This window comes from Bradyrhizobium sp. SZCCT0231, assembly GCF_018130245.1.
Classification (GTDB): domain Bacteria; phylum Pseudomonadota; class Alphaproteobacteria; order Rhizobiales; family Xanthobacteraceae; genus Bradyrhizobium; species Bradyrhizobium japonicum_F.
In genome coordinates this window covers 56,628-75,539 of sequence record NZ_JAFCKP010000024.1, presented here as the reverse complement: position 1 = coordinate 75,539, position 18,912 = coordinate 56,628, and the positions used below count along the sequence as shown (strand labels likewise).

At 63.3% G+C, this 18,912-nt stretch carries 17 protein-coding genes; 12 read left to right on the top strand and 5 right to left on the bottom strand.

Annotated elements, in window-relative coordinates; all coding sequences use genetic code 11:
- Positions 1-221: 221 nt before the first annotated feature.
- A complete protein-coding gene (locus JQ566_RS32105) occupies positions 222-590 on the bottom strand; it encodes a hypothetical protein (RefSeq protein WP_212379861.1) in 369 nt (122 codons plus the stop codon).
- A 293-nt stretch (positions 591-883) separates the two neighbouring features.
- Between JQ566_RS32105 and bamA the strand changes: the two genes are divergently transcribed.
- Positions 884-3,397 (top strand): outer membrane protein assembly factor BamA, encoded by a 2,514-nt coding sequence (gene bamA / locus JQ566_RS32100; protein ID WP_212379859.1) that lies wholly within the window; start codon positions 884-886, stop codon positions 3,395-3,397.
- Between the two features lie 386 nt (positions 3,398-3,783).
- Here the strand turns inward: bamA and JQ566_RS32095 are convergent, their stop codons facing one another.
- The 3 genes from JQ566_RS32095 to JQ566_RS32085 form a co-directional block, all read right to left on the bottom strand.
- Positions 3,784-4,320 carry a hypothetical protein gene (locus tag JQ566_RS32095; RefSeq protein ID WP_212379857.1) on the bottom strand — a complete coding sequence of 179 codons (537 nt, stop codon included), beginning with the start codon at positions 4,318-4,320 and terminating at the stop codon, positions 3,784-3,786.
- A gap of 12 nt (positions 4,321-4,332) precedes the next feature.
- Positions 4,333-5,652, bottom strand: a complete 1,320-nt coding sequence (locus JQ566_RS32090) for a hypothetical protein (RefSeq protein ID WP_212379855.1) — start codon at positions 5,650-5,652, stop codon at positions 4,333-4,335.
- 61 nt (positions 5,653-5,713) lie between these two features.
- Positions 5,714-8,128, bottom strand: coding sequence for a hypothetical protein (locus tag JQ566_RS32085; protein WP_212379853.1), 2,415 nt, complete (start codon positions 8,126-8,128; stop codon positions 5,714-5,716).
- 513 nt (positions 8,129-8,641) lie between these two features.
- On the opposite strand from JQ566_RS32085, the gene JQ566_RS32080 reads away from it, so the two are divergent.
- Positions 8,642-9,340, top strand: a complete 699-nt coding sequence (locus JQ566_RS32080) for an RNA polymerase sigma factor (RefSeq protein WP_212379851.1) — start codon at positions 8,642-8,644, stop codon at positions 9,338-9,340.
- A 143-nt stretch (positions 9,341-9,483) separates the two neighbouring features.
- Positions 9,484-10,308, top strand: coding sequence for a flagellin (locus tag JQ566_RS32075; protein ID WP_212379849.1), 825 nt, complete (start codon positions 9,484-9,486; stop codon positions 10,306-10,308).
- A 44-nt stretch (positions 10,309-10,352) separates the two neighbouring features.
- Here JQ566_RS32075 and JQ566_RS34760 read toward each other — a convergent pair whose 3' ends face one another.
- The gene (locus JQ566_RS34760) at positions 10,353-10,553 is read right to left on the bottom strand and encodes a hypothetical protein (protein ID WP_249139938.1); all 201 of its coding nucleotides are present in this window, start codon (positions 10,551-10,553) and stop codon (positions 10,353-10,355) included.
- Between JQ566_RS34760 and fliD the strand changes: the two genes are divergently transcribed.
- From fliD to JQ566_RS32030, 9 genes are all read left to right on the top strand, one after another.
- Positions 10,462-12,060, top strand: coding sequence for a flagellar filament capping protein FliD (gene fliD / locus JQ566_RS32070; RefSeq protein WP_349643373.1), 1,599 nt, complete (start codon positions 10,462-10,464; stop codon positions 12,058-12,060). The two genes, JQ566_RS34760 and fliD, sit on opposite strands and share 92 nt — an antisense overlap.
- Positions 12,061-12,074: 14 nt before the next feature.
- Positions 12,075-12,488, top strand: a complete 414-nt coding sequence (locus tag JQ566_RS32065; RefSeq protein WP_249139929.1) for a flagellar export chaperone FliS — start codon at positions 12,075-12,077, stop codon at positions 12,486-12,488.
- Between the two features lie 169 nt (positions 12,489-12,657).
- Positions 12,658-12,930, top strand: coding sequence for a hypothetical protein (locus JQ566_RS32060; RefSeq protein WP_212379843.1), 273 nt, complete (start codon positions 12,658-12,660; stop codon positions 12,928-12,930).
- A 471-nt stretch (positions 12,931-13,401) separates the two neighbouring features.
- Entirely contained in the window at positions 13,402-14,070 is a 669-nt protein-coding gene (locus JQ566_RS32055) for a flagellar hook assembly protein FlgD (protein ID WP_212379841.1), read from the top strand.
- A 31-nt stretch (positions 14,071-14,101) separates the two neighbouring features.
- Entirely contained in the window at positions 14,102-15,367 is a 1,266-nt protein-coding gene (flgE, locus tag JQ566_RS32050; protein WP_212379839.1) for a flagellar hook protein FlgE, read from the top strand.
- A gap of 3 nt (positions 15,368-15,370) precedes the next feature.
- Positions 15,371-15,631: a hypothetical protein gene (locus JQ566_RS32045; protein WP_025037908.1), complete on the top strand. Its 261-nt coding sequence runs from the start codon at positions 15,371-15,373 to the stop codon at positions 15,629-15,631.
- A 9-nt stretch (positions 15,632-15,640) separates the two neighbouring features.
- Positions 15,641-16,105, top strand: coding sequence for a flagellar protein FlgN (locus tag JQ566_RS32040; protein WP_212379837.1), 465 nt, complete (start codon positions 15,641-15,643; stop codon positions 16,103-16,105).
- A gap of 19 nt (positions 16,106-16,124) precedes the next feature.
- A complete protein-coding gene (gene flgK, locus JQ566_RS32035; protein WP_212379835.1) occupies positions 16,125-17,900 on the top strand; it encodes a flagellar hook-associated protein FlgK in 1,776 nt (591 codons plus the stop codon).
- Between the two features lie 12 nt (positions 17,901-17,912).
- Positions 17,913-18,824 (top strand): flagellin, encoded by a 912-nt coding sequence (locus JQ566_RS32030; protein ID WP_212379833.1) that lies wholly within the window; start codon positions 17,913-17,915, stop codon positions 18,822-18,824.
- The last annotated feature ends 88 nt before the right edge of the window (positions 18,825-18,912 follow it).

The following is an 18,912-nucleotide window of genomic DNA, read 5'->3' as shown; positions in this document are numbered from 1 at the left end:
GCGCTTGGGCGGCACCTGCGCGAGCCTCCCCGAAAACGTCGGTATCAATCCATGCCTGCGCTACCTTAACGCCTATGCGGCCTTCCCTGCGCCCTCTTGGCTCAAGAGGGTGGAGTGACGAAGCAAAGCTCGGGCGAATTGCGCCGCGAGGATGCGAAGGCGTGTCTGGTCAGTGCGAACTGACAAGCGTTGTGGCGCGTCGGGGACAGGAAGGTATCCAATCACCAGGAGATCGGGATTCGCTGCGCAAATCCGCCCAGGTCCGAATCCGGATTCAGGGGCTGACGGTCGAGCGGCCGGCTGTTGTTCCCGCGTGCGAACGACGTGCCGGGCGGCAAGGCGTAGTCGGTGAACTTGCGATCGCCGGGAAGCACTTCGGTCCCGCCATCCAGCCACGATCGCTTGCTCACATAGATGCGCGTATGCGGGCCGGACTGGTAGGACCGATTGGGCCCGTGCGGACCATACTCATAGACGACATCATGCGTCGCTTGCTGTCGATCGCGCTTGCGCGTGGGTGCGGCATGAGCGGTGAGGGTCGAGGTGAGGAGGACGACCAACACCGTTCTGGTCATGACAAGCGCGTTCATCGGCAAATGCCCCGTGCGAATTCCTGATGCCGTCGCCTCTCGCACCGACTTCAGAGGCTGTAAAGAATTCAGGCGTTGCGGGATGTTGCTGCGCGCTTGCCTGGTGGGCCCGTACGAGACCGTCCGCACGTCGGCCGCTGGCCGCGGAGGGCTCGCGTGGTCGTCAGGGCGCCGTATTCGCGCGGCCGACCCGCCAATCAATTTCAACGACTGGAAACAATCCAGCAATCTCAAAGCCACATCGCGGCCACAGCCGTCTCGTTTCAGAGCAGGAGGTGCTCTTGAGGTGTGGAATGTCGGTGTTGCGGTTCTTGCTGATCGCGGTGGCGATGAGTGGTGTATCGATTGCGAGTTCAATTCCCGTCGTGCTGATGCCTCAGCCGGCGGTCGCGCAGGGCGTGGAGACCATCGTGGTCGAAGGTAACCGCCGCGTGGAAGCCGAGACGATCCGCTCATATTTCAGACCCGGCCCCGGAGCGCGCCTCGATCAATCCGTCCTCGATGACGGGCTCAAGGCGTTGATCGGGACAGGCCTGTTCCAGGACGTGAAGATCAGTCAGTCCGGCGGCCGCCTCGTGGTGTCGGTGGTGGAAAATGCCGTGATCGGCCGCATTGCCTTCGAGGGCAACAAGAAGATCAAGGACGAGCAGCTCTCGGCCGAGATCCAGTCCAAGCCGCGCGGGACCTTCTCGCGGGCGCTGGTGCAAGCCGACACGCTGCGCATCGCCGAGATCTATCGGCGTTCGGGCCGGTACGACGTGCGGGTCACGCCCGAATTCATCGAGCAGCCGAACAATCGCGTCGATCTCGTCTTCACGGTCGAGGAGGGCGCCAAGACCCCGGTCAAGTCCGTCGAGTTCATCGGCAACAGCGCCTTCTCGGCCTCGCGATTGCGCGACGTCATCAAGACCCGTGAGAGCAATCTGCTCAGCTTTCTGGGTAACAACGACCTCTATGATCCCGACCGCGTCGAGGCCGATCGCGATCTGATCCGCCGCTTCTATCTCAAGAACGGCTTTGCCGACGTCCAGGTCGTCGGCGCACTCACCGAATACGATCCGGAGAAGAAGGGCTTCCTCGTCAGCTTCAAGATCGAGGAGGGGCAGCAATATCGGGTCGGGTCGGTCGACTTCCGTTCCAGCATTCCCAATTTCGGCGCAGATTCGCTTCGCAGCTATTCGCGCGTCAATGTCGGCTCGCTCTACAACGTCGAATCGATCGAGAAGTCGACCGAGGAGATGCAGATCGAGGCCTCGCGCCGCGGCTACGCCTTTGCAGTTGTCCGTCCTGCCGGCGATCGCAATTTCGAGGCGCGCACCGTGTCGGTCGTTTTCAACGTCGACGAAGGCCCGCGGACCTATATCGAACGCATCAACCTCCGCGGCAACACGCGTACGCGCGACTACGTGATCCGCCGCGAGTTCGACATTTCGGAGGGCGACGCCTACAACCGTGCGCTGGTCGACCGCGCCGAACGGCGGCTGAAGAACCTCGACTATTTCAAGAACGTCAAGATCGTCACTGAGCCCGGCTCCTCCAGCGATCGTGTCATCCTGATCGTCGACATGGAAGAAAAATCGACCGGCGACTTCTCGATCTCGGGCGGCTACTCCACCACCGACGGCGCGCTGGCCGAGGTCTCCGTCTCCGAGCGCAACTTGCTCGGTCGCGGTCTCTATGGCAAGGCCTCGGTCAGCTATGGCCAGTATTCGCGCGGTGTATCGCTGTCGTTCGTCGAGCCCTATCTGCTCGACTATCGGCTGGCCCTAGGAATCGACACGTATTGGAAGCAGCAGAAGTCGAACAGCTATACGAGCTACGGTGTGACCACGCTCGGCTTCTCTCCCCGGATCGGGCTGTCCCTGCGTGAAGACCTCTCTCTTCAGCTCCGCTACTCGCTCTATCAGCAGAGCATTACCCTGGCGAGCGCCTACAACAACTGCAACAACAATGCTTCCAACACCTCGCTGGCCTTCAATCCGACCCCGGCCTACGTTCAAAACGTCCTGGGCGGGGTGGATCCGACCAATTCGACGGATTCGGGCGTGTACGGATACGGCTGCTACGGCGACGGCGAGTCGAGCCTGCCGGTTCGGAAGGAACTTGCTGACGGCGCGACCTGGACATCGGCGCTCGGCTACACGCTGAACTACAACACGCTCGACAACACCAAGAACCCGACAGAGGGGTTGCTGGTCGACTTCAAGCAGGATTTTGCGGGCGTCGGCGGCGACGTCACCTACCTGAAGACGGCGCTGGACACCAAGTACTACACGCCACTCGTGCTCGATATCGTCAGCGTGATCCATCTCCAGGGCGGTCTCCTCAGCAAGCTCGGCAACCAGGACCTGCGCATGCTGGATCACTTCCAGATGGGACCGAACCTCGTGCGCGGCTTCGCCTCCAACGGTATCGGTCCGCGCGACATCACCTATTGGGGCTTGGGCACCAGCGGTGATTCGCTTGGCGGCACGAAATATTGGGGCGCGTCGATGGAGTTGCAGATGCCGTTCTGGTTCCTGCCCAAGGAAGTCGGCTTGAAGGGCGCAGTCTACGCCGATGCCGGCTCGCTCTGGGGCTACCAGGGCCCGACCTCATGGTCGGCCACCGGCGAAGTCAATACCAAGGCGTGCCCGACCTGCGGACTGCAATATGATGACGGCAGTACGGTGCGATCGTCCGTGGGCGTCGGCTTGATCTGGGCCTCGCCGTTCGGGCCGCTGCGCTTCGACTACGCCGTGCCGCTGACGAAGGGCAAATACGACACGGTTCAGGAGTTCAGGTTTGGGGGTGGCACTTCGTTCTAGTTGGACGCCCGCCGCTGCATGTCGAGAGAGGATCGCGTCAATCTAGGAGAGAGCCGCGAGCATTGGCAGGCCAACGAGATCCTGCGAAAGCGAACCGCTCATTTGGGCGTGGCAGAGCTCGACGGCAGTCCAGGCCCATGACCCGCCTTTATCGATGGTCATGGTGGAGGGGCTGGGGCCGGGTAATGCGGAGGGTCTTGCCGCTCGCCCCGTCCGACGCCACGCTCACATGAGCAGGCGCGCCAGCATCGATGTCGATGCCAGTGTCGGAGAATTGGGCACGCCGAGCTGCGCGACTGCGGCCTTGCCGTGGGGCGGACGATCGCGGTCGCGACGTCAGCGCACCGCCTGGCGCTCCGCGCAGCCTCGCACTGCGCTGGCGGCCCTTAGTTCATCATCGCAAGCGCCGGACGCCGGCCTTCGCTGGACTCGATGATGCCGGGGAGATCGGTGGCTTCGCCGGCGATCATGCCCGACATCTGCCAGAACAGGTACGCAAGTCGAGACAACACCATCCGCTCGCGCTCGGCAGCAACGGTGCCGTCAGGAATCGTCACGGTCTCCAGGCCGACCACCTTCTTGAAATCCGGCCAGATCATCATTGATTGCGCGATCACGGAATAGCAGCGTGGATCGTCGTCGCTCTCGTCGGGCGCCGGTGGCAAGCCTGGGTATTGCACCGGCGCGGCGTAGAACTTGTAGGCGCCATAACCGAGCTGGAGCAGGAGCTTTTCGGGAACTGCGACATTGGCCGCAAAGGATATCAGCCGTGCTTCGTTCAGCACGTCAGGCTCGATCGCCCTGAGGTCCGATGCGCGGAGCGCCGAGCAGAAGGAGAGATCGCGATTGTGCTCGCGGAGCAGATTGGCCAGCGGCTGCTGTTGTTGCAAGGTGTCGGTGAGCAGGATGATGGTCTTGAGCATCTCGGATCTCCGTCAAGGGAAAAGCCGGCGTGCGGGCATGACCGCATCGTCGGAAGCGTGGGCGGCGAAGAAGTCGTTGGCGATGCGCTGTCCCGGCGCGATCTCCAGGACGCGGTAGCGCGCCTGCGCGGCGGCCTCGCGCGCGGCACCGACGTCGTCCTGCCAGGCGCAGAGCGACAGCTCGAGCCGGCTGTACCCGCCGCAATCGGCGGCATAGGCGCCGGTCAAGGCCTCCACAGTTGCGGCCACCGCGCCGGCATCGCTGGCCGAGACGTTGCGCAGGATCACGGCGATGCCGTTGCCGGTCCCGGCTTTCGAGGTCATCACCATGAAGGCGTCGCGGGCGCCGGTGCGGCCGGCGCGACGGGCGGCACGCACCATGCTCGCAAAGCCGGGATCGGGACCGAGCTCCAGCGTGGTCGTCTGCTGGTCATGCAGGATCGTGGCGCGCGAGGCGCCGAGGTCACCTTTCAGTGCGTGATAGGATCGCGGCAACCATACAGTGTCGAGCGGCACCTGCGACGACGTCAGGCTCCAGGCCTGATCGAGCAGATAGCCCTCCCAGATCGCGGGATAGGATGCGGCGAGTTGCTGCCACGTGCGCAGCATCATCTCCGCAGCTTTGGTGCGGCCGAAATAGAGCGTGCGCGCCGACATCTCCCAGCGATTCCACTTGTGCAAGGCCAGGTCGCAGCCGAGGAAGGACGGCAGCAGCGGCGCCTCGCGCACCACGGCGCCGGCTTCGACGAACAGCAGCGGCTCGCGATATTTGGTCCACATCCGCATCATGAACTCAGCCTTCTCGAAGCAGAGGATGCGGTCGCTGAGCTGGGTGTCGATCGGCTCGGTGTGGCAGGCGAGGTCAAACCGTTCGAGCGAATGCTGGAGCGCGAAGGCCGCGGTTGCGTCGCCGTCGCGCGGGTAGCAGGAGACGATCCGCGGACGGACGGTTGATGAATCGGCGGCGGAGAGGAATTTCGACCAACCGATGCTGCCCCACCACATCTCGTGCGGTCCGTCGGCGCCGCAGGGGCCGACAGTGCCGAGTTCGGACAGCTTGGACTTGAGAAAGTCGAAGCCGGGGTTCTCGCCTCTGGGAATGACGACGGCGCAGCCGGGATTGAGCGAGCGGTAGAACAGCTCGGCGGCCGCGCCGCTTGGCGGCTCCCGAAGAATGATGACGCCGTTGCGCCGCCCCTCGCTGACGCCATCGAGTGTCGGTGCACCGTACCGATTGACCAGCCAGGCCAGACGGTCGTGCTGGGCCTCGCCGAGCCGGATGCCGCCGGATTGCAGTAGCCGATCAAGATTCGCGTGCGTCCCGTCCGTCAATTCCGTGCCCCTCGTGCCAACCCCTTGGACTTCAACGGTCCGGACGGCGCGATCAGGCGCACTATTTGGGGCCGGATCGGAGCGGCGTAATCGCCACGGAGTAGATCGCGATGTCCTGCGTCATCGGGGCGACCGGGATCAGGAGGCAGCCGTCCTCGGTCTCGGTGCGATAATGGCTGCCGGTCCGCTGCAGACCGGCGAAGATCAGGCTGTCTTCCGCAAGGCCGGTGACGTCCTGGCTCTCGGCTGCGTCGCGAGCGTCGTCGCCCTGCTGCACCGTCACGCCGTGAAGAAGGCCATCGGGCGCGAATGTCGCCAGCGGCAGTGCGATCATGGTCAACGCCATGCTCCGCGACAGGGGAATGCGCAGGCGCAGCTCACCGAGGCCGCTGTGGTGAAGCGTCACCGTCTCCAGTGTCGCTTCGCCATTCCCGCGAAACAGTCCGACCTGGACCTGGCCGCAGGGCCTGTCCTCGAAGACGTCGGCCGGCAGGCGGTTGGCGCCAAACAGCGTGTAGAGATAGGAGTGGGACGCCGATAGCCGCGCAAAGCAGCCTGCGAGCCACATCGGCGGCGCCGATGCCGTGCAGGCGGCTGAGAGGCCGCGGGCGGTGATCTGCCGACGGATGAAGTCGCCGTCGATCATTGGTGCCAGCGCACGGGTGCCGAGATTGACGTCGTGCTTCAGTTCGCCCAGCAGCGCCAGCTCGTGATCGTCGGGCAGCAGCAAGAGGCGCGCCAAGGTTGCCGCGCACCAGCGCGCGGCGACGTCGGGTGTCGCATAGGGGCTCAGACCAAAATCGAGGGCGACGGCTTCGGCGGTTTCTGCAAAGGCGAGAGCGCCGGCCTGGATTTCGGCGGCCAGCGTGATCTGGCTTTCGGGGCGCGGATTGATCTCGCGCAGCACCTGGTTGCCGTCATAGTCGCGCACCGAGCCGTCGGCGGAGCAGCAGATCTGCTCCAACAGCGCAACGTTGCGGATCAGCATGCGCTTGACGTGAGGGGTGACCACGAGGTCGGAGATGAATCCTTCGGCGCTGTCCTCCTCGGCGAGGTCGTCGAAGGCGTCGTCGAGGGACATCAGATAGGCGCCGTGGAGGCGGATACCGATGCCTTCGAGGTCGAAAATGCGACGCAGCGCCTTCTGCACGCTGCCGGAATAGCCGAGATCGGCGAGGATGAGATCGGTGCAGTCGTCGAACCCGGGCACGACTTGACGCAGATAGGCGAGCAGCCGCGCGCGCAAGCCTGCGGCAAGCTCGACGATCTCGGCTGGATCCATCAGTCCCGGAAGCGCCTCGGCGAGTTCCTCGCCGGAGGCGATCCCATCCGGGAAGCTGGCAAAGAACGCGGTGACCCTCGCCGGCATGACCTTGAGCATGTCGCCAAATGTCGATCCGTCGATCTTGAAGACCTTGCTGAGGAGATCGACGAGCGGCTGCATCGTGTCCGCCGAGGCGATCAGGCTGACGCGGCGGTTGATCTCGATATAGGCCGATGTGGTGCCGTGAAGCTGCTGCCAGATCTGGTGCGACAGAAAGCCGTCGCGGCCGAGGAAGCCGAGGGCGACCTTTCGGCCTGGACCTGTGACCTCTTCGCAGCGCCGCGCAACAAAGGCATCGAATGCCGTCATCACCGGGCCGAGCACTGTCACTCCCAGATGGAACGCCGGCGACGTCTCGGCGCTGCGCGCGGCGACCATGCGCCGCAGGGTGCGTGCGCCGTGATCGAGCCGAGACGGCGCACCCGTGCACAACAACTCGAACAGCGCGGTCTCGCGTTGAAACTTCGCTGCAAGCTGGGCGGTGGCCTGCGGATAGTAGCGCGGGCGAATGCCGTGGCGCTTCGCGCCCCTGATGTCGGCCTTGTCATTGTCGCCGACGTGAAAGGAGGCGCTGGCGTCGATGCTCTGCTCCGACAAATACGTCGCGAACAGCGACTCGCTCTTGCTGCTGCCGTGGTCGCAGGATGCGTAGAGAAAGTCCCAGCTCAAACCGGGATGGCTAGCCCGCAGCAATCGCGCCATCCGGTCGGAATCCCAATAGGTGTCGGAGATGAAGCCGACACGGTAGCCCGCGCGCTTCATGTCCTGATATTGCCGAAGCATGTCCGGATTGGCGCGGCAGAGCTCGATCTCCGCCGCAAACTCTGATTCGACCAGATCTATCAAATCGCTGCGCACCCGACCGAAGAGCTTGAACGGGAAATAGGAATAGATCTCGTCGATGTGCACTTCGCCCACGCCGCGTTTCTCCTTCGCGGTCCTGCGTGCACGCGCTTCGGCCTGGATGCGATGCTGAACGAAACTCGCGGAAGCATTCGGACAAGATCGTGAAATGCCGGAAAGCTCGTAAGTCCTTTCAAATACGCCATCCGGCGTCGCGCAGGCGCGAAGCAGAAATGTATCGAAAACATCGAATGACCAAGCAGAAACAATTTGCGCGCGGCGCGCGGCGCCAGTCGTTGCGATCGTCATGCCAGTAACCCCCGCCAATCAGAGCGATTAACGTGCGTGCGCGTGAGGTCAGGCGCCACGGGAGCGAAAAAAATTCACGCGTGATTCAAAATCGCATTCGTCGTGACTGACAGATTCAAAAAAATCGCTAGGTTCGCAAAAGGTGATTCGGAAAAAATTGCCGGGTGCGAAAGTCGTCTCGCGTTCATTCATACTCGGAAACAATCGTCTCTTCATGCACCAAGCGCGTGTCGCGCTTGATCACCTAGTGCCGCGTAATGTCAGCGTTTTCTCTCGACGACATCTGTTCAGGATGGATGATCCGCCATGGCGCGAGACGATGTGATGATTGCAGGTGTGACGCGCGAGACGATCGCGCGATCGGCAATTATTGCCCGACACTCGGCAAAAATGACCAGATAACATCTTGAAAAACAACAGAAATTCACCGCCTGGATTGCTTTCGTCCCGCGTTCAACGCGTGGAAGCCGTGTGGCATTGGCGCCGCCGGCATTGCGGGTTGGAGGTTGCGGGATGAGTTACGCTGCTGATGTCTGGGCTCCCGCCGAGGCTGAGATTGCGACGACGGTGCCGGCCGAAGAGACGGTGCCGATGATGCCGTCCGCGCCGCTCGCGCCGGATGGCGCGCCCGATGCCGCCGATGTCGTCTACGACGAGGACAGCGAACTCCTGGACAAGCTCGCCACCGGCGACGAAGTCGCATTCCGCATGCTGGTCGAGCGTCACATCGATCGCGCCTATGCCATTGCGCTGCGTATCGTCGGCAACGCCGCGGACGCCGAGGACGTGGTGCAGGATTCCATGCTCAAGATCTGGAGCCATCGCGGACGCTGGCAGCACGGCCGCGCCAAATTCTCGACCTGGCTCTACCGTGTCATCTCCAACCGCTGCATCGATCTGCGTCGCAAGCCGCGCACCGAGAACGTCGAGGCCGTGCCGGAAGTCGCCGACAGTCAGCCCGGCGCCGTCGAGCTCATCGAGCGCAACGAGCTGAACGACATGCTGGAGCTCGCGATGCAGCGCTTGCCCGACCAACAACGCGTCGCGGTGATCCTGTCCTACCACGAAAACATGAGTAACGGCGAGATTGCCCAGGTGATGGACACCACGGTGGCTGCCGTGGAGTCGCTGCTCAAACGCGGGCGCCAGCAGCTTCGCCAGCTCCTGCGCAAGCACGAGCGCGACATCCGCACCGCGTTTACCGATTGCTAACCATAAAATTTCTTCCGCGAGAATTTTCGCGCCTGATCTCTCTGCGCTCCGCCGTTTGAGCGAACGGACGGGGCTGCGGTCCGCGTCGTCGTAAGTCGATTTCAACGATGCGGCACGCTTGCCCATCAGCACAGGAGCTTTCAATGCCCGCAATCAACACCAATACCGCCGCCAACGCCGCGGTCCGCTATCTCAACATCAACGCCGCGCAGGAGAGCAGCTCGCTCTCGAAGCTGTCGAGCGGATCGCGCATCACCTCGGCATCCGACGACGCCGCGGGCCTTGCGATCTCCACGCGCATCTCCTCGGACGTCACCACGCTTCAGCAGGCTGCGACCAACGCCTCGCAGGCGACCGCGATTCTCCAGACCGCCGACGGCGGCGCGTCGAACATATCGGACATTCTCGCCCGTATGAAGTCGCTGGCGTCCGAATCCGCGTCGGGCACCGTGACGGACTCCAGTCGCGCCTATATCCAATCGGAATTCTCGCAGCTCAACGCCGAAATCGACTCGATCGCGACCGGCACCCGCTATTCCGGCCAGAGCTTGCTCGATGGATCCAGCGTGTTCTCGTCCGGCGTGTCCGTGCTGGTCGGCTCGGACGGCTCTGACACGATCGACATCCAGTTGACCAGCCTGACAGCGTCCTCTCTCGCTGTCTCCACGCTCGACGTCAGCACTCAGTCCGGCGCGACATCGGCGCTCGATGCCATCGATACTGCGATCGACACCGTTTCTGCCGCGCGCGCCTCGATCGGCGCTCAGGAATCGCGGTTCAACTTCTCGTCGGATTCGATCTCGACCCAGACGCAGAACCTCCAGGCGGCAAACTCCGCGATCGAGGACGTCGACATCGCGGCCGAGCAATCCACGCTGTCTTCGGCCGAGGTGAAGACACAGGCTGCCGTGTCGGCGCTCGCCGCCGCCAATCAGATGCCGCAGTACCTCCTCAGCCTCCTGCAATGATAATCAACTGCCGGGCCGGCATGATGCCGGCCCGGCTCTCTCTGTCAGGGACGATCGAGCAAAGTGGCCAGCGTCGGTTCGAGCACCAGCAGCACAAGCACGACGTCGTCGGGCGTATCGGTCACGACGAGCGGGACGACCAATTCGAGCAGCATCGACTGGTCGGCGCTGATCCAGTCCGCCGTCGACGCGAAGACCGCGCAGGCGGATACGATCTCGACCACGATCACGAACAACGAAGCCAAGATCTCGGCCTATCAGACGCTTCAGAGCGATCTGCAGACGCTGTATTCCGACTTGTCGTCACTGTCCACCGCGGTGGTCAATTCGCTCTCCACCAGCGCATTCGCGACGCGCGCGGCGAGCATCAGCTCGACCGGAGACGTGAGTGCCTCCTCGGCGCTCTCCATGACGATCAAGAACGGGGCGGCGATCGGCGACCATACATTGACGATCAGTCAGCTCGCGGCCGCACAGAAGGTGGTCGGCACCTCGCAATCGAGCCAGACCGACGAGCTCGGCTATTCCGGCACGTTTTCCATCGGTTTGGACGGCGGGGCTACGTCCGATATCACCATCACCAGCACGATGTCGCTTCAGGACGTCGTCGATGCCATCAATGCCCAGACCTCGACGACCAACGTCCAGGCCTCGATCGTGCAGGTCTCCAGCACGTCCTTCCAGATGGTGCTGACAGGCACGGAGGATGCCGCCGACATCACTTATTCGAGCACGTCCGGCGACGATATCCTGAACAAGCTCGGCGTGACCGACAGCTCGGGCAGCTTCACCAACGTCATCCAGGAGGCGCAGTCGGCCGAATTCACGTTGGACGGCATCTCGATGACCCGCGACACCAACGACATCACTGACGTTCTCAGTGGGGTCACTTTCAGCCTGCTCCAGGCGACCCCGGACGGAACCTCGTTGAACATCAGTATCGAGACCGACACCAGCCAGATCCAAGCGGCGCTGGAGACCTTCGTCACCAACTACAACGCCTTTCGCGACGAGGTCATCGCCCAGCAGGCGACCACGACCGACGGCACCGCAGATTCGAGCGCGGTCCTGTTCGGCGACGGAACCATGCGCAACATCATGGATGCGCTCCAGAACGCTTTGAACAGCACCGTGGGCGGCATGACGATGGCCGATCTCGGCCTATCCTTCAACGAGAAGAACGAGCTCGAGCTCGACACCAGCACGTTGTCGGAGATCCTGAGCACTAACCTCAGCGGCGTGACCAAACTGCTGTCGGCGCAGACCACGACGTCGTCGAGCCAGCTCAGCGTCGTCAACACCGGAACGTCGCCGCAATCCTTCACCCTGGATCTGGCGGTCGATTCCGACGGCAACCTCACTTCGGCCTCGGTCGGCGGCGACTCCTCGCTGTTTACGGTCAGCGGAACCACGATCATCGGTGCTTCTGGCTCGATCTATGCCGGCATGGCCTTCACCTATACCGGCTCCACTTCGCAGTCGATCACGGTCACCTCGAGCACCGGGATTGCATCGCAGATCTACCAGCTTGCGAAGGACTATTCATCATCGACTGGCGCGCTGCAAACGCAGATCACCAGCTTGACGACGCGCGACGACGAGCTCCAGCAAAAGGTCGATGACATCAACAGCGCCGCGGCGACGCTGCAGTCGCAGCTGCAGACGCAGTACGCGAAATACCAAGCCGCGATCGAGAGTGCGAACAGCACGCTCGATTATCTCAAGGCCCTACTCAACAGCTCGAGTGATTGACGATGCATAATCCGATGGCGTACATGGCCAACCAAGCCTATCGGGGGACGGCAACGACCGTGCCGCCGCTCAAGGCGGTCTCGATGCTGCTCGGCGGTACGATCATCTCTCTCCAGAGATCGCTCGCCGCCCAGGAGGCAAGGCGTTTCGAGGAAGGGCACGAGCACCTGATGAAGGCGACCGCGATCCTGCGTGGGCTCAGCCACAACCTCGATTTCGCCAGAGGCGGCGACGTGGCGGAGCGGCTGTTCCAGACCTACAATGCGATGATCCTGGCGAGCCTCAAGGCCTATGGCCGTCCGCATGCCCGGCAAAATTTCGGCCGCATCATCGCAGGGCTGACCGAACTGCGGGAGGCCTGGGAGTTCGTCGACACGACCGTGCGGGGCGGCAAGCCTGGAGCAGCCGATTCGGCCCGCAAGGGCTGAAGCCGCCTGCTTCTCCGCGACCCGGGGAGGGCGGGCGCTGGAGCGGTCGCCGTTTCCACCGCTTTCCGTAGTGCTGCGGGCACATTTGGCGCGCGAAGCCGCTCAAATCCGGTTTCCGGAGCGCTTGCAATGCTCTATGACAGCCTGTCCGAGGTGGGATCGGCGGGCGATGGACGTCACCGAGTTTGAGGAACTGATCGATCGGCTGGGCGAGGATCTCTCCCTCTGGCCCGACGATCGGCGCTTGCCCGCCGAAGAGCTGCTGTCGCGATCGTCCGCCGCGCAAGCCCTGCTGGAAGAGGCGCGCGCCCTGCGCCGCGCGCTCGCGGCACCGCCAGTACGCGCGCCAGCAGGCCTCGCCGACCGCATTGTCGCTGCGGCCGCGAGAATGAAAGATGACGCCGCCGAGCCGCGCACCGAAGGCGAGACGGCGGGGAGCTGAGCGGCTCTTTCTGTCACATCGACTGCCAGATCCGGTAAAGCGTGCAGCGGCTTTCCGAAAGGATCATGCTCAAACGATAGTTCATCCGAATTTCCTCGCGCTTTAGACGTCCTCATACCCGGGTTTGTCCCGGCATCCACGGTCGTCGTGCTGCGCGGCGAGGCGCGATGGCCGGGACAAGCCGGCCACGACGCTGTGGAAGCATCGGTGGCCTCCACGCTCAATCGTGAGCGATGGCTTTGCCGCAACCCAAGCAAGAGAGCACAGCTCCGTCGCCGCAACGACTTATCTCGGCCTCGTCGCTCCTCTAACTCCCGCCCACACACGGCAGATTTTGCCGTGTCGAAAGCGATTTCCGCGCGCGTGAATCGCCGCCTGAATCCGCACGCCCACCCGTTTCATCAGCACACAGATTTCAAGCGCCGCGAGCCGACACTTGTCGCCGGCAGCAAGAGAAGGCCGGAGTCTCCGATGACCGTTTCCGCCGTGAGTTCTGCAACGACTGCGACCACCACGACCTCGTCGTCGTCGAGCACGTCGTCCAACTCGACTCTGACATCCAGCGATTTCCTGAGCATTCTGGTCAGCGAGCTGCAGAACCAGAATCCGCTGGATGCGACCTCGACCACCGACCTCGTCAATCAGCTCACCTCCTACGCCAATTTCACCTCGCAGCAGTCGATCAACTCCAACTTGTCGTCGCTCGCGAGTTCGTTCTCGAGCCTCGTGACGCTGAACTCGGTGAACTACATCGGCCACACTGTCGAGGCGAAGTCCGATACGGCGACCTTGAGCAACGGTTCGGCGACCTATGGCTACTCGCTGTCGTCGACCGCTTCGGACGTCTCGATCAGCATCTCGGATTCCTCCGGCAACGTCGTCTACACCGGCACCGGCACCGGCAACTCCGGCTCGAACAGCTTCACCTGGGACGGCAAGGACTCCAGCGGCAACCAGCTCTCTGACGGCGGCCAATACACGATCGCGGTGACCGCGACCGACTCCGCCGGCAACTCGGTGCTCAACTACACGACCGTCACCGGCAAGGTGACCGGCATCGACACTTCGACGTCCACGCCCTCGCTCACGGTGAACGGCGTCGCGGTCAGCGCCGCCAACATCCTCGGCGTCACATCCTGATCTCACATCCTGATTTCCTCGGAGCTTCATCATGAGTCTCACCGGCGCATTGTCATCGGCGATCTCGGCGCTCAGCGCCCAGAGCCAGTCCCTGTCGATGATCAGCGACAACATCGCCAATTCCGACACGACCGCCTACAAGACGACGTCGGGAATGTTCGACGCGCTCGTGACCGCCTCCAGCAATACGACCTCCTACGCTTCTGGTGGCGTCACCGTCTCGGGCCGTGTCAACATTACCCAGCAGGGCCTGCTCGCCGCGACCTCCAACGCCACCGACGTCGCGATCCAGGGCTCGGGTTTCTTCGTGGTGACCGACGCCAAGTCGGGCGGCACGGTCGCCTACACCCGTAACGGCGCCTTCACCACCGACAATGCCGGCTATCTCCAGAACAACGGCTACTACCTTGAGGGCTGGCGCACCGACGCGGACGGCAACGTCGTCGGCAGCGAGTCGGCGAGCAATCTGGAGGCCATCAACACCCAGGTCGCCTCGACCAGCGGCAGCGCCACCACAAAGACCACCATCGAAGCGAACCTGCCGTCGGATGCCGCGACCGGCGCCACCTACACCAGCTCGATGACGGTCTACGATTCGCTCGGCGCCTCGAATTCGATGCAGGTCACCTGGACCAAGACGGGCACCAACACCTGGAGCGCGAGCTTCGCCAATCCGACCTCGACCTCGGACACCACGACCGCAACAGGCACGGCCTCAGGCACGATCAACATCACCTTCAACAGCGATGGATCGCTCGCCAGCACGAACCCGGATCCCGCGACCGTCTCGATCACGGGCTGGACCGATGGCGCGGCGAACAGCACCATCACCATGAATCTCGGAACCGCCGGCAAGACCGACGGCCTCACGCAATATGCGTCGGGCGAAACCACGCCATCCGTCAACGTCACCAGCATCGATTCGGATGGCCTGTCCTACGGAAAGCTGTCCAGCGTCTCGATCGGTGACGACGGCCTCGTCAACGCGACCTATTCCAACGGCCAGACCATCGCGATCTACAAGATTGCGGTGGCGACCTTCGCCGATCCGAGCGGACTCGCCGCCTCCAGCAACGGCATCTATTCGGCGACCGTGACGTCGGGCAATGCCTCCTTGCAGGGCTCCGGCGAGAACGGAGCGGGCACGATCTACGGCAGCGAGCTGGAATCATCGACCACCGACACCTCCAGCCAGTTCTCGGACATGATCTCGGCGCAGCAGGCCTATTCCGCTGCGTCCCAGATCATCTCCACCGTCAACGAGATGTACGACACCCTGATCTCGGCGATGAGGTGAGCGATGCGCGGTGAGCAAGCGAATGCCGTTGGGGAGGCGCTGCTGCGCCGGCTCAAGCGGCTGATGGCACGGGCCGCAACCGTCAAGGGCAGCGACCGCAAGCAGTTGCTCGTGCTGCTCGACGACGTGGAAACGACGCGGCGTGGCCTCGTGCGGGAAGCCGCGGAGATCGACGGTGAGATGAGGCAGACGGCTGCCAGGACGGCCGCGATCGGCGCTTACCTGCGCAACTCGCAAGGCGGCCGCGGCAAACGGAATAACTAGAAGAAGGCGATGACCATGACTGTAGCCCAAGCCACAAGGACGAGCGCCGTGAACGGCGATGCCCGGATCAAGTCGCTGATCACGCTGATCGACACCCTGACTGCATTGATCGCGGAGGAGAACGCGGAGCTTGCAAAGGGCCTGCCGGCTTCGCGCCTGAAGCAGGTCGACGAGAAGAACAAGCTGGCGGAGATCTTCGAGCGAACCGTGGCCGAGTGCGCGGCAGGCACGACCAGCCTGACGGTGCGGGACCGGATCCTGCGCGAGCAGCTCCTGGAGCGAATCCTGAGGCTGCGGGCAGCGATGGACGAGAATCTGGTGCGTCTGCGCGCTGCGATCGAGGCCAGCAACCGCCGGATCGAGGCCGTCATGCAGGCGATCCGCGAGCAGATCGTCGCCGTTTCGCCATACGGTGCATCCGGTCGCGTCGCCGCCGCCCGCACGGTCTCCAGCGGCACCAGCCGCAGCGCCTGACGGAACGGGGGAGGCCGCCGTGTCGCTCGATATCGCTCGATCGGTCGCTTTCAGCGGATTGTCCGCGACGTCCGTGCAGATCAGCGTGACGTCGTCGAATATCTCGAACGCCGACACCACCGGCTATACCAAGAAGTCCGCGACCCAGTCGAGCAGCGTCACCAACGGCGTCGGCACCGGCGTCACGGTGACGGGCATCACCGCGACGGTGGACAAGCTGCTGCTGAAGTCGCTGGTCAGCGCGGATTCCGATCTCGGCGCGGCCGACACCACCAACACCTACCTCACGTCGCTTCAGCAGCTCTACGGTTCGATCAGCAGCAGCGGCGATTCGTCGTCCGGGACCTCGCTCGCCAACAGCATCGCCTCGCTGGAATCGGCGCTGTCCTCGCTGGCGAGCACGCCGAGCAGCGCCTCGCTGCAATCCAACGTCGTCAGCGCGCTCGACGACGTCGCAAGCCAGTTGCGGGAGACCTCCAGCGGGATCCAGAAGCTCCGGTCGGACGCAGATCAGGACATCGCGTCCTCGATCGACGACGTCAACGCGGACCTGCAGCAAATCGCGGAACTGAATACCCAGATCAAGCAGACGGCCGCCTCCGGCCAGTCCACCGCCGACCTCGAGGACCAACGCAACACCGCGCTTCAGGACCTCGCCTCGAAGATGAACATCAATTACTTCACCGCTTCGAACGGCGACATACAGATCTACACCAAATCAGGCCAGGCACTGGTCGACAGTTCCGCGCATACGATCAGCTATACGGCTGCGTCCAATGTGACGGCGTCAACGACGTACACCGCCGGGTCCTCGTCGAGTGGCTTCAGCGCGATCACCGTGAACGGGGTGGACATCACCTCCCAGATCACCGGGGGCGACATCGGCGCACTCATCACGCTCCGCGACGACACGCTGCCGGACGCGCAGTCGCAGCTCGATCAGCTCGCACAGCAGCTCGCGTCCACCATGAACAGCGTCTCGAACAGCGCGTCTTCGGTGCCGGCGCCGACGAGCCTGACCGGAACCACGGCCGTCACCAGCAGCACGGCGCTGTCCGCCAGCGGAACGGTACGGCTTGCCGTCACAGACCAGAGCGGCAACCTGGTCTCCTACGGCGATCTCGATCTTTCGTCCTATTCCACCGTCGGCGATCTCGTCACCGCGATCAACGGCATGTCCGGATTGTCTGCCTCCGTCGACGCGGACGGCCACCTCTCGATCACGGCGACCGGCTCCGGCAACGGCGTCGCCATCAACGAGATGACGAGCTCGGTGGGCAGCTCCGGCGAGGGGTTTTCCGAGTATTTCGGCCTCAACGATCTGGTGACGGGAACGAGCGCTTCGGACATCGCAGTCAACAGCAAGATTCTGTCCGGCACGAACGAGCTCCAGCTTGCGACACTGGACTCGTCGTCGAGCCTGACTGTCGGAAGTTCGGTGCTGTCGTCCGGCTCCGCCACCGTGATCAATGCCTTCTACGATGCGTTGACGGCCTCGCAGACGTTTGCATCGACGGGCGGGCTCGCCGCCAGCACCGGGTCGCTCGCCGACTACGCCTCGGCCATCGTCTCCGACGTCTCGAGCAAGGCTTCGCAGGCCTCCACGGATTACACCGCCAAGGAGACCGCGCAGTCGACCTATGCGAATTCGCTGTCGTCGCAGTCCGGCGTCAATCTGGACGAGGAAACGGCCAATTTGAGCACGCTCCAGAACAAATATTCGGCGGCGTCGGCGCTGATCCAGGCCATCAACTCCATGTATTCGGCGCTGCTCACCGCCGTGCAGTCGACGTAAGGGGGTACGATTATGGTCGCGATGAGGGTGGCCACCTTCGCCCAGTCGAACCGGATGATCGCCGACGCCATGCGCGTGGAGTCGGTCATGGCCACCAAGCAGATCCAGGAATCGACGGGCGTCGTCTCGACGGATTTCGGCGGCTATGGCGCGGACGCGCAGCACGTCATCAACCTTCAGGTCTCGGTGACGCGCGCGCAATCCTATATCGACGCGGCTACGCTCGCCGACAGCAAAGTCCAGGTGATGTACTCGGCGGTCGGGTCGGTGACCGACATCCTGACGCAGCTGCGCTCCCAGCTCAGCGCCGCCTCTACGGGGAGCTCGACCGAGGTGAACTCGGCGATCAGCTCAGCCCAGCAGATGCTGGAGCAGATGGGCTCGCTGATGAACACGCAGTATGACGGCCAATACGTGTTTGCCGGTGGCAAGACCGACACGGCTCCGGTCGATCTCACGAGCTTCTCGTCCGGCACCGGCTCGACCACCACGTCGGACACCAGCTACTACAACGGCGACAGCGAGATCGCGTCTGTGCGGGTCGCCACCGACCAGACCGTGTCATATGGCATTACCGCCGATAATTCGGCGTTCGAGGAGGTGATGCGCGTGCTGAAGTTCGTGGCCAACAGCACGACGCTGTCGTCTGCGGATATCACCAGCGCGCTGGATCTCGCCAGCACGGCGCTCGACGACACCGCCGCCGTGCAGGCAAAGCTGTCCGGCGCCGCGTCATCGATCGAGACCGCGAGCGCTCGCCAGGCCGACTACAAGAGTTACGCGGAGACCTTGTCGAATGACCTGACCAGCGTCGACGTCGCCGCCGTCACGGCGCAGCTTTCGACTTACGAGACGCAACTCACGGCGTCCTATTCCGCTCTCGGGAAGATCCTGAGCCTGAATCTTGCGAGTTATCTGAAGTGAAACAAGGGCTGGGTTCGTTCGGTAATAGAGGGAGTCGCCGGGGCTCGACCGGATGGTGCGGACGCCCTTCCAGGGGAGCCAGATCCAA

Coding starts and splice junctions, on each gene's coding strand:
- JQ566_RS32105 (WP_212379861.1), bottom strand. CDS start 590: ATGAACGCGCTTGTCATGACCAGAACGGTGTTGGTCGTCCTCCTCACC.
- bamA (WP_212379859.1), top strand. CDS start 884: ATGTCGGTGTTGCGGTTCTTGCTGATCGCGGTGGCGATGAGTGGTGTA.
- JQ566_RS32095 (WP_212379857.1), bottom strand. CDS start 4,320: ATGCTCAAGACCATCATCCTGCTCACCGACACCTTGCAACAACAGCAG.
- JQ566_RS32085 (WP_212379853.1), bottom strand. CDS start 8,128: ATGACGATCGCAACGACTGGCGCCGCGCGCCGCGCGCAAATTGTTTCT.
- JQ566_RS32080 (WP_212379851.1), top strand. CDS start 8,642: ATGAGTTACGCTGCTGATGTCTGGGCTCCCGCCGAGGCTGAGATTGCG.
- JQ566_RS32075 (WP_212379849.1), top strand. CDS start 9,484: ATGCCCGCAATCAACACCAATACCGCCGCCAACGCCGCGGTCCGCTAT.
- JQ566_RS32065 (WP_249139929.1), top strand. CDS start 12,075: ATGGCGTACATGGCCAACCAAGCCTATCGGGGGACGGCAACGACCGTG.
- JQ566_RS32060 (WP_212379843.1), top strand. CDS start 12,658: ATGGACGTCACCGAGTTTGAGGAACTGATCGATCGGCTGGGCGAGGAT.
- JQ566_RS32055 (WP_212379841.1), top strand. CDS start 13,402: ATGACCGTTTCCGCCGTGAGTTCTGCAACGACTGCGACCACCACGACC.
- flgE (WP_212379839.1), top strand. CDS start 14,102: ATGAGTCTCACCGGCGCATTGTCATCGGCGATCTCGGCGCTCAGCGCC.
- JQ566_RS32045 (WP_025037908.1), top strand. CDS start 15,371: ATGCGCGGTGAGCAAGCGAATGCCGTTGGGGAGGCGCTGCTGCGCCGG.
- JQ566_RS32040 (WP_212379837.1), top strand. CDS start 15,641: ATGACCATGACTGTAGCCCAAGCCACAAGGACGAGCGCCGTGAACGGC.
- JQ566_RS32030 (WP_212379833.1), top strand. CDS start 17,913: ATGGTCGCGATGAGGGTGGCCACCTTCGCCCAGTCGAACCGGATGATC.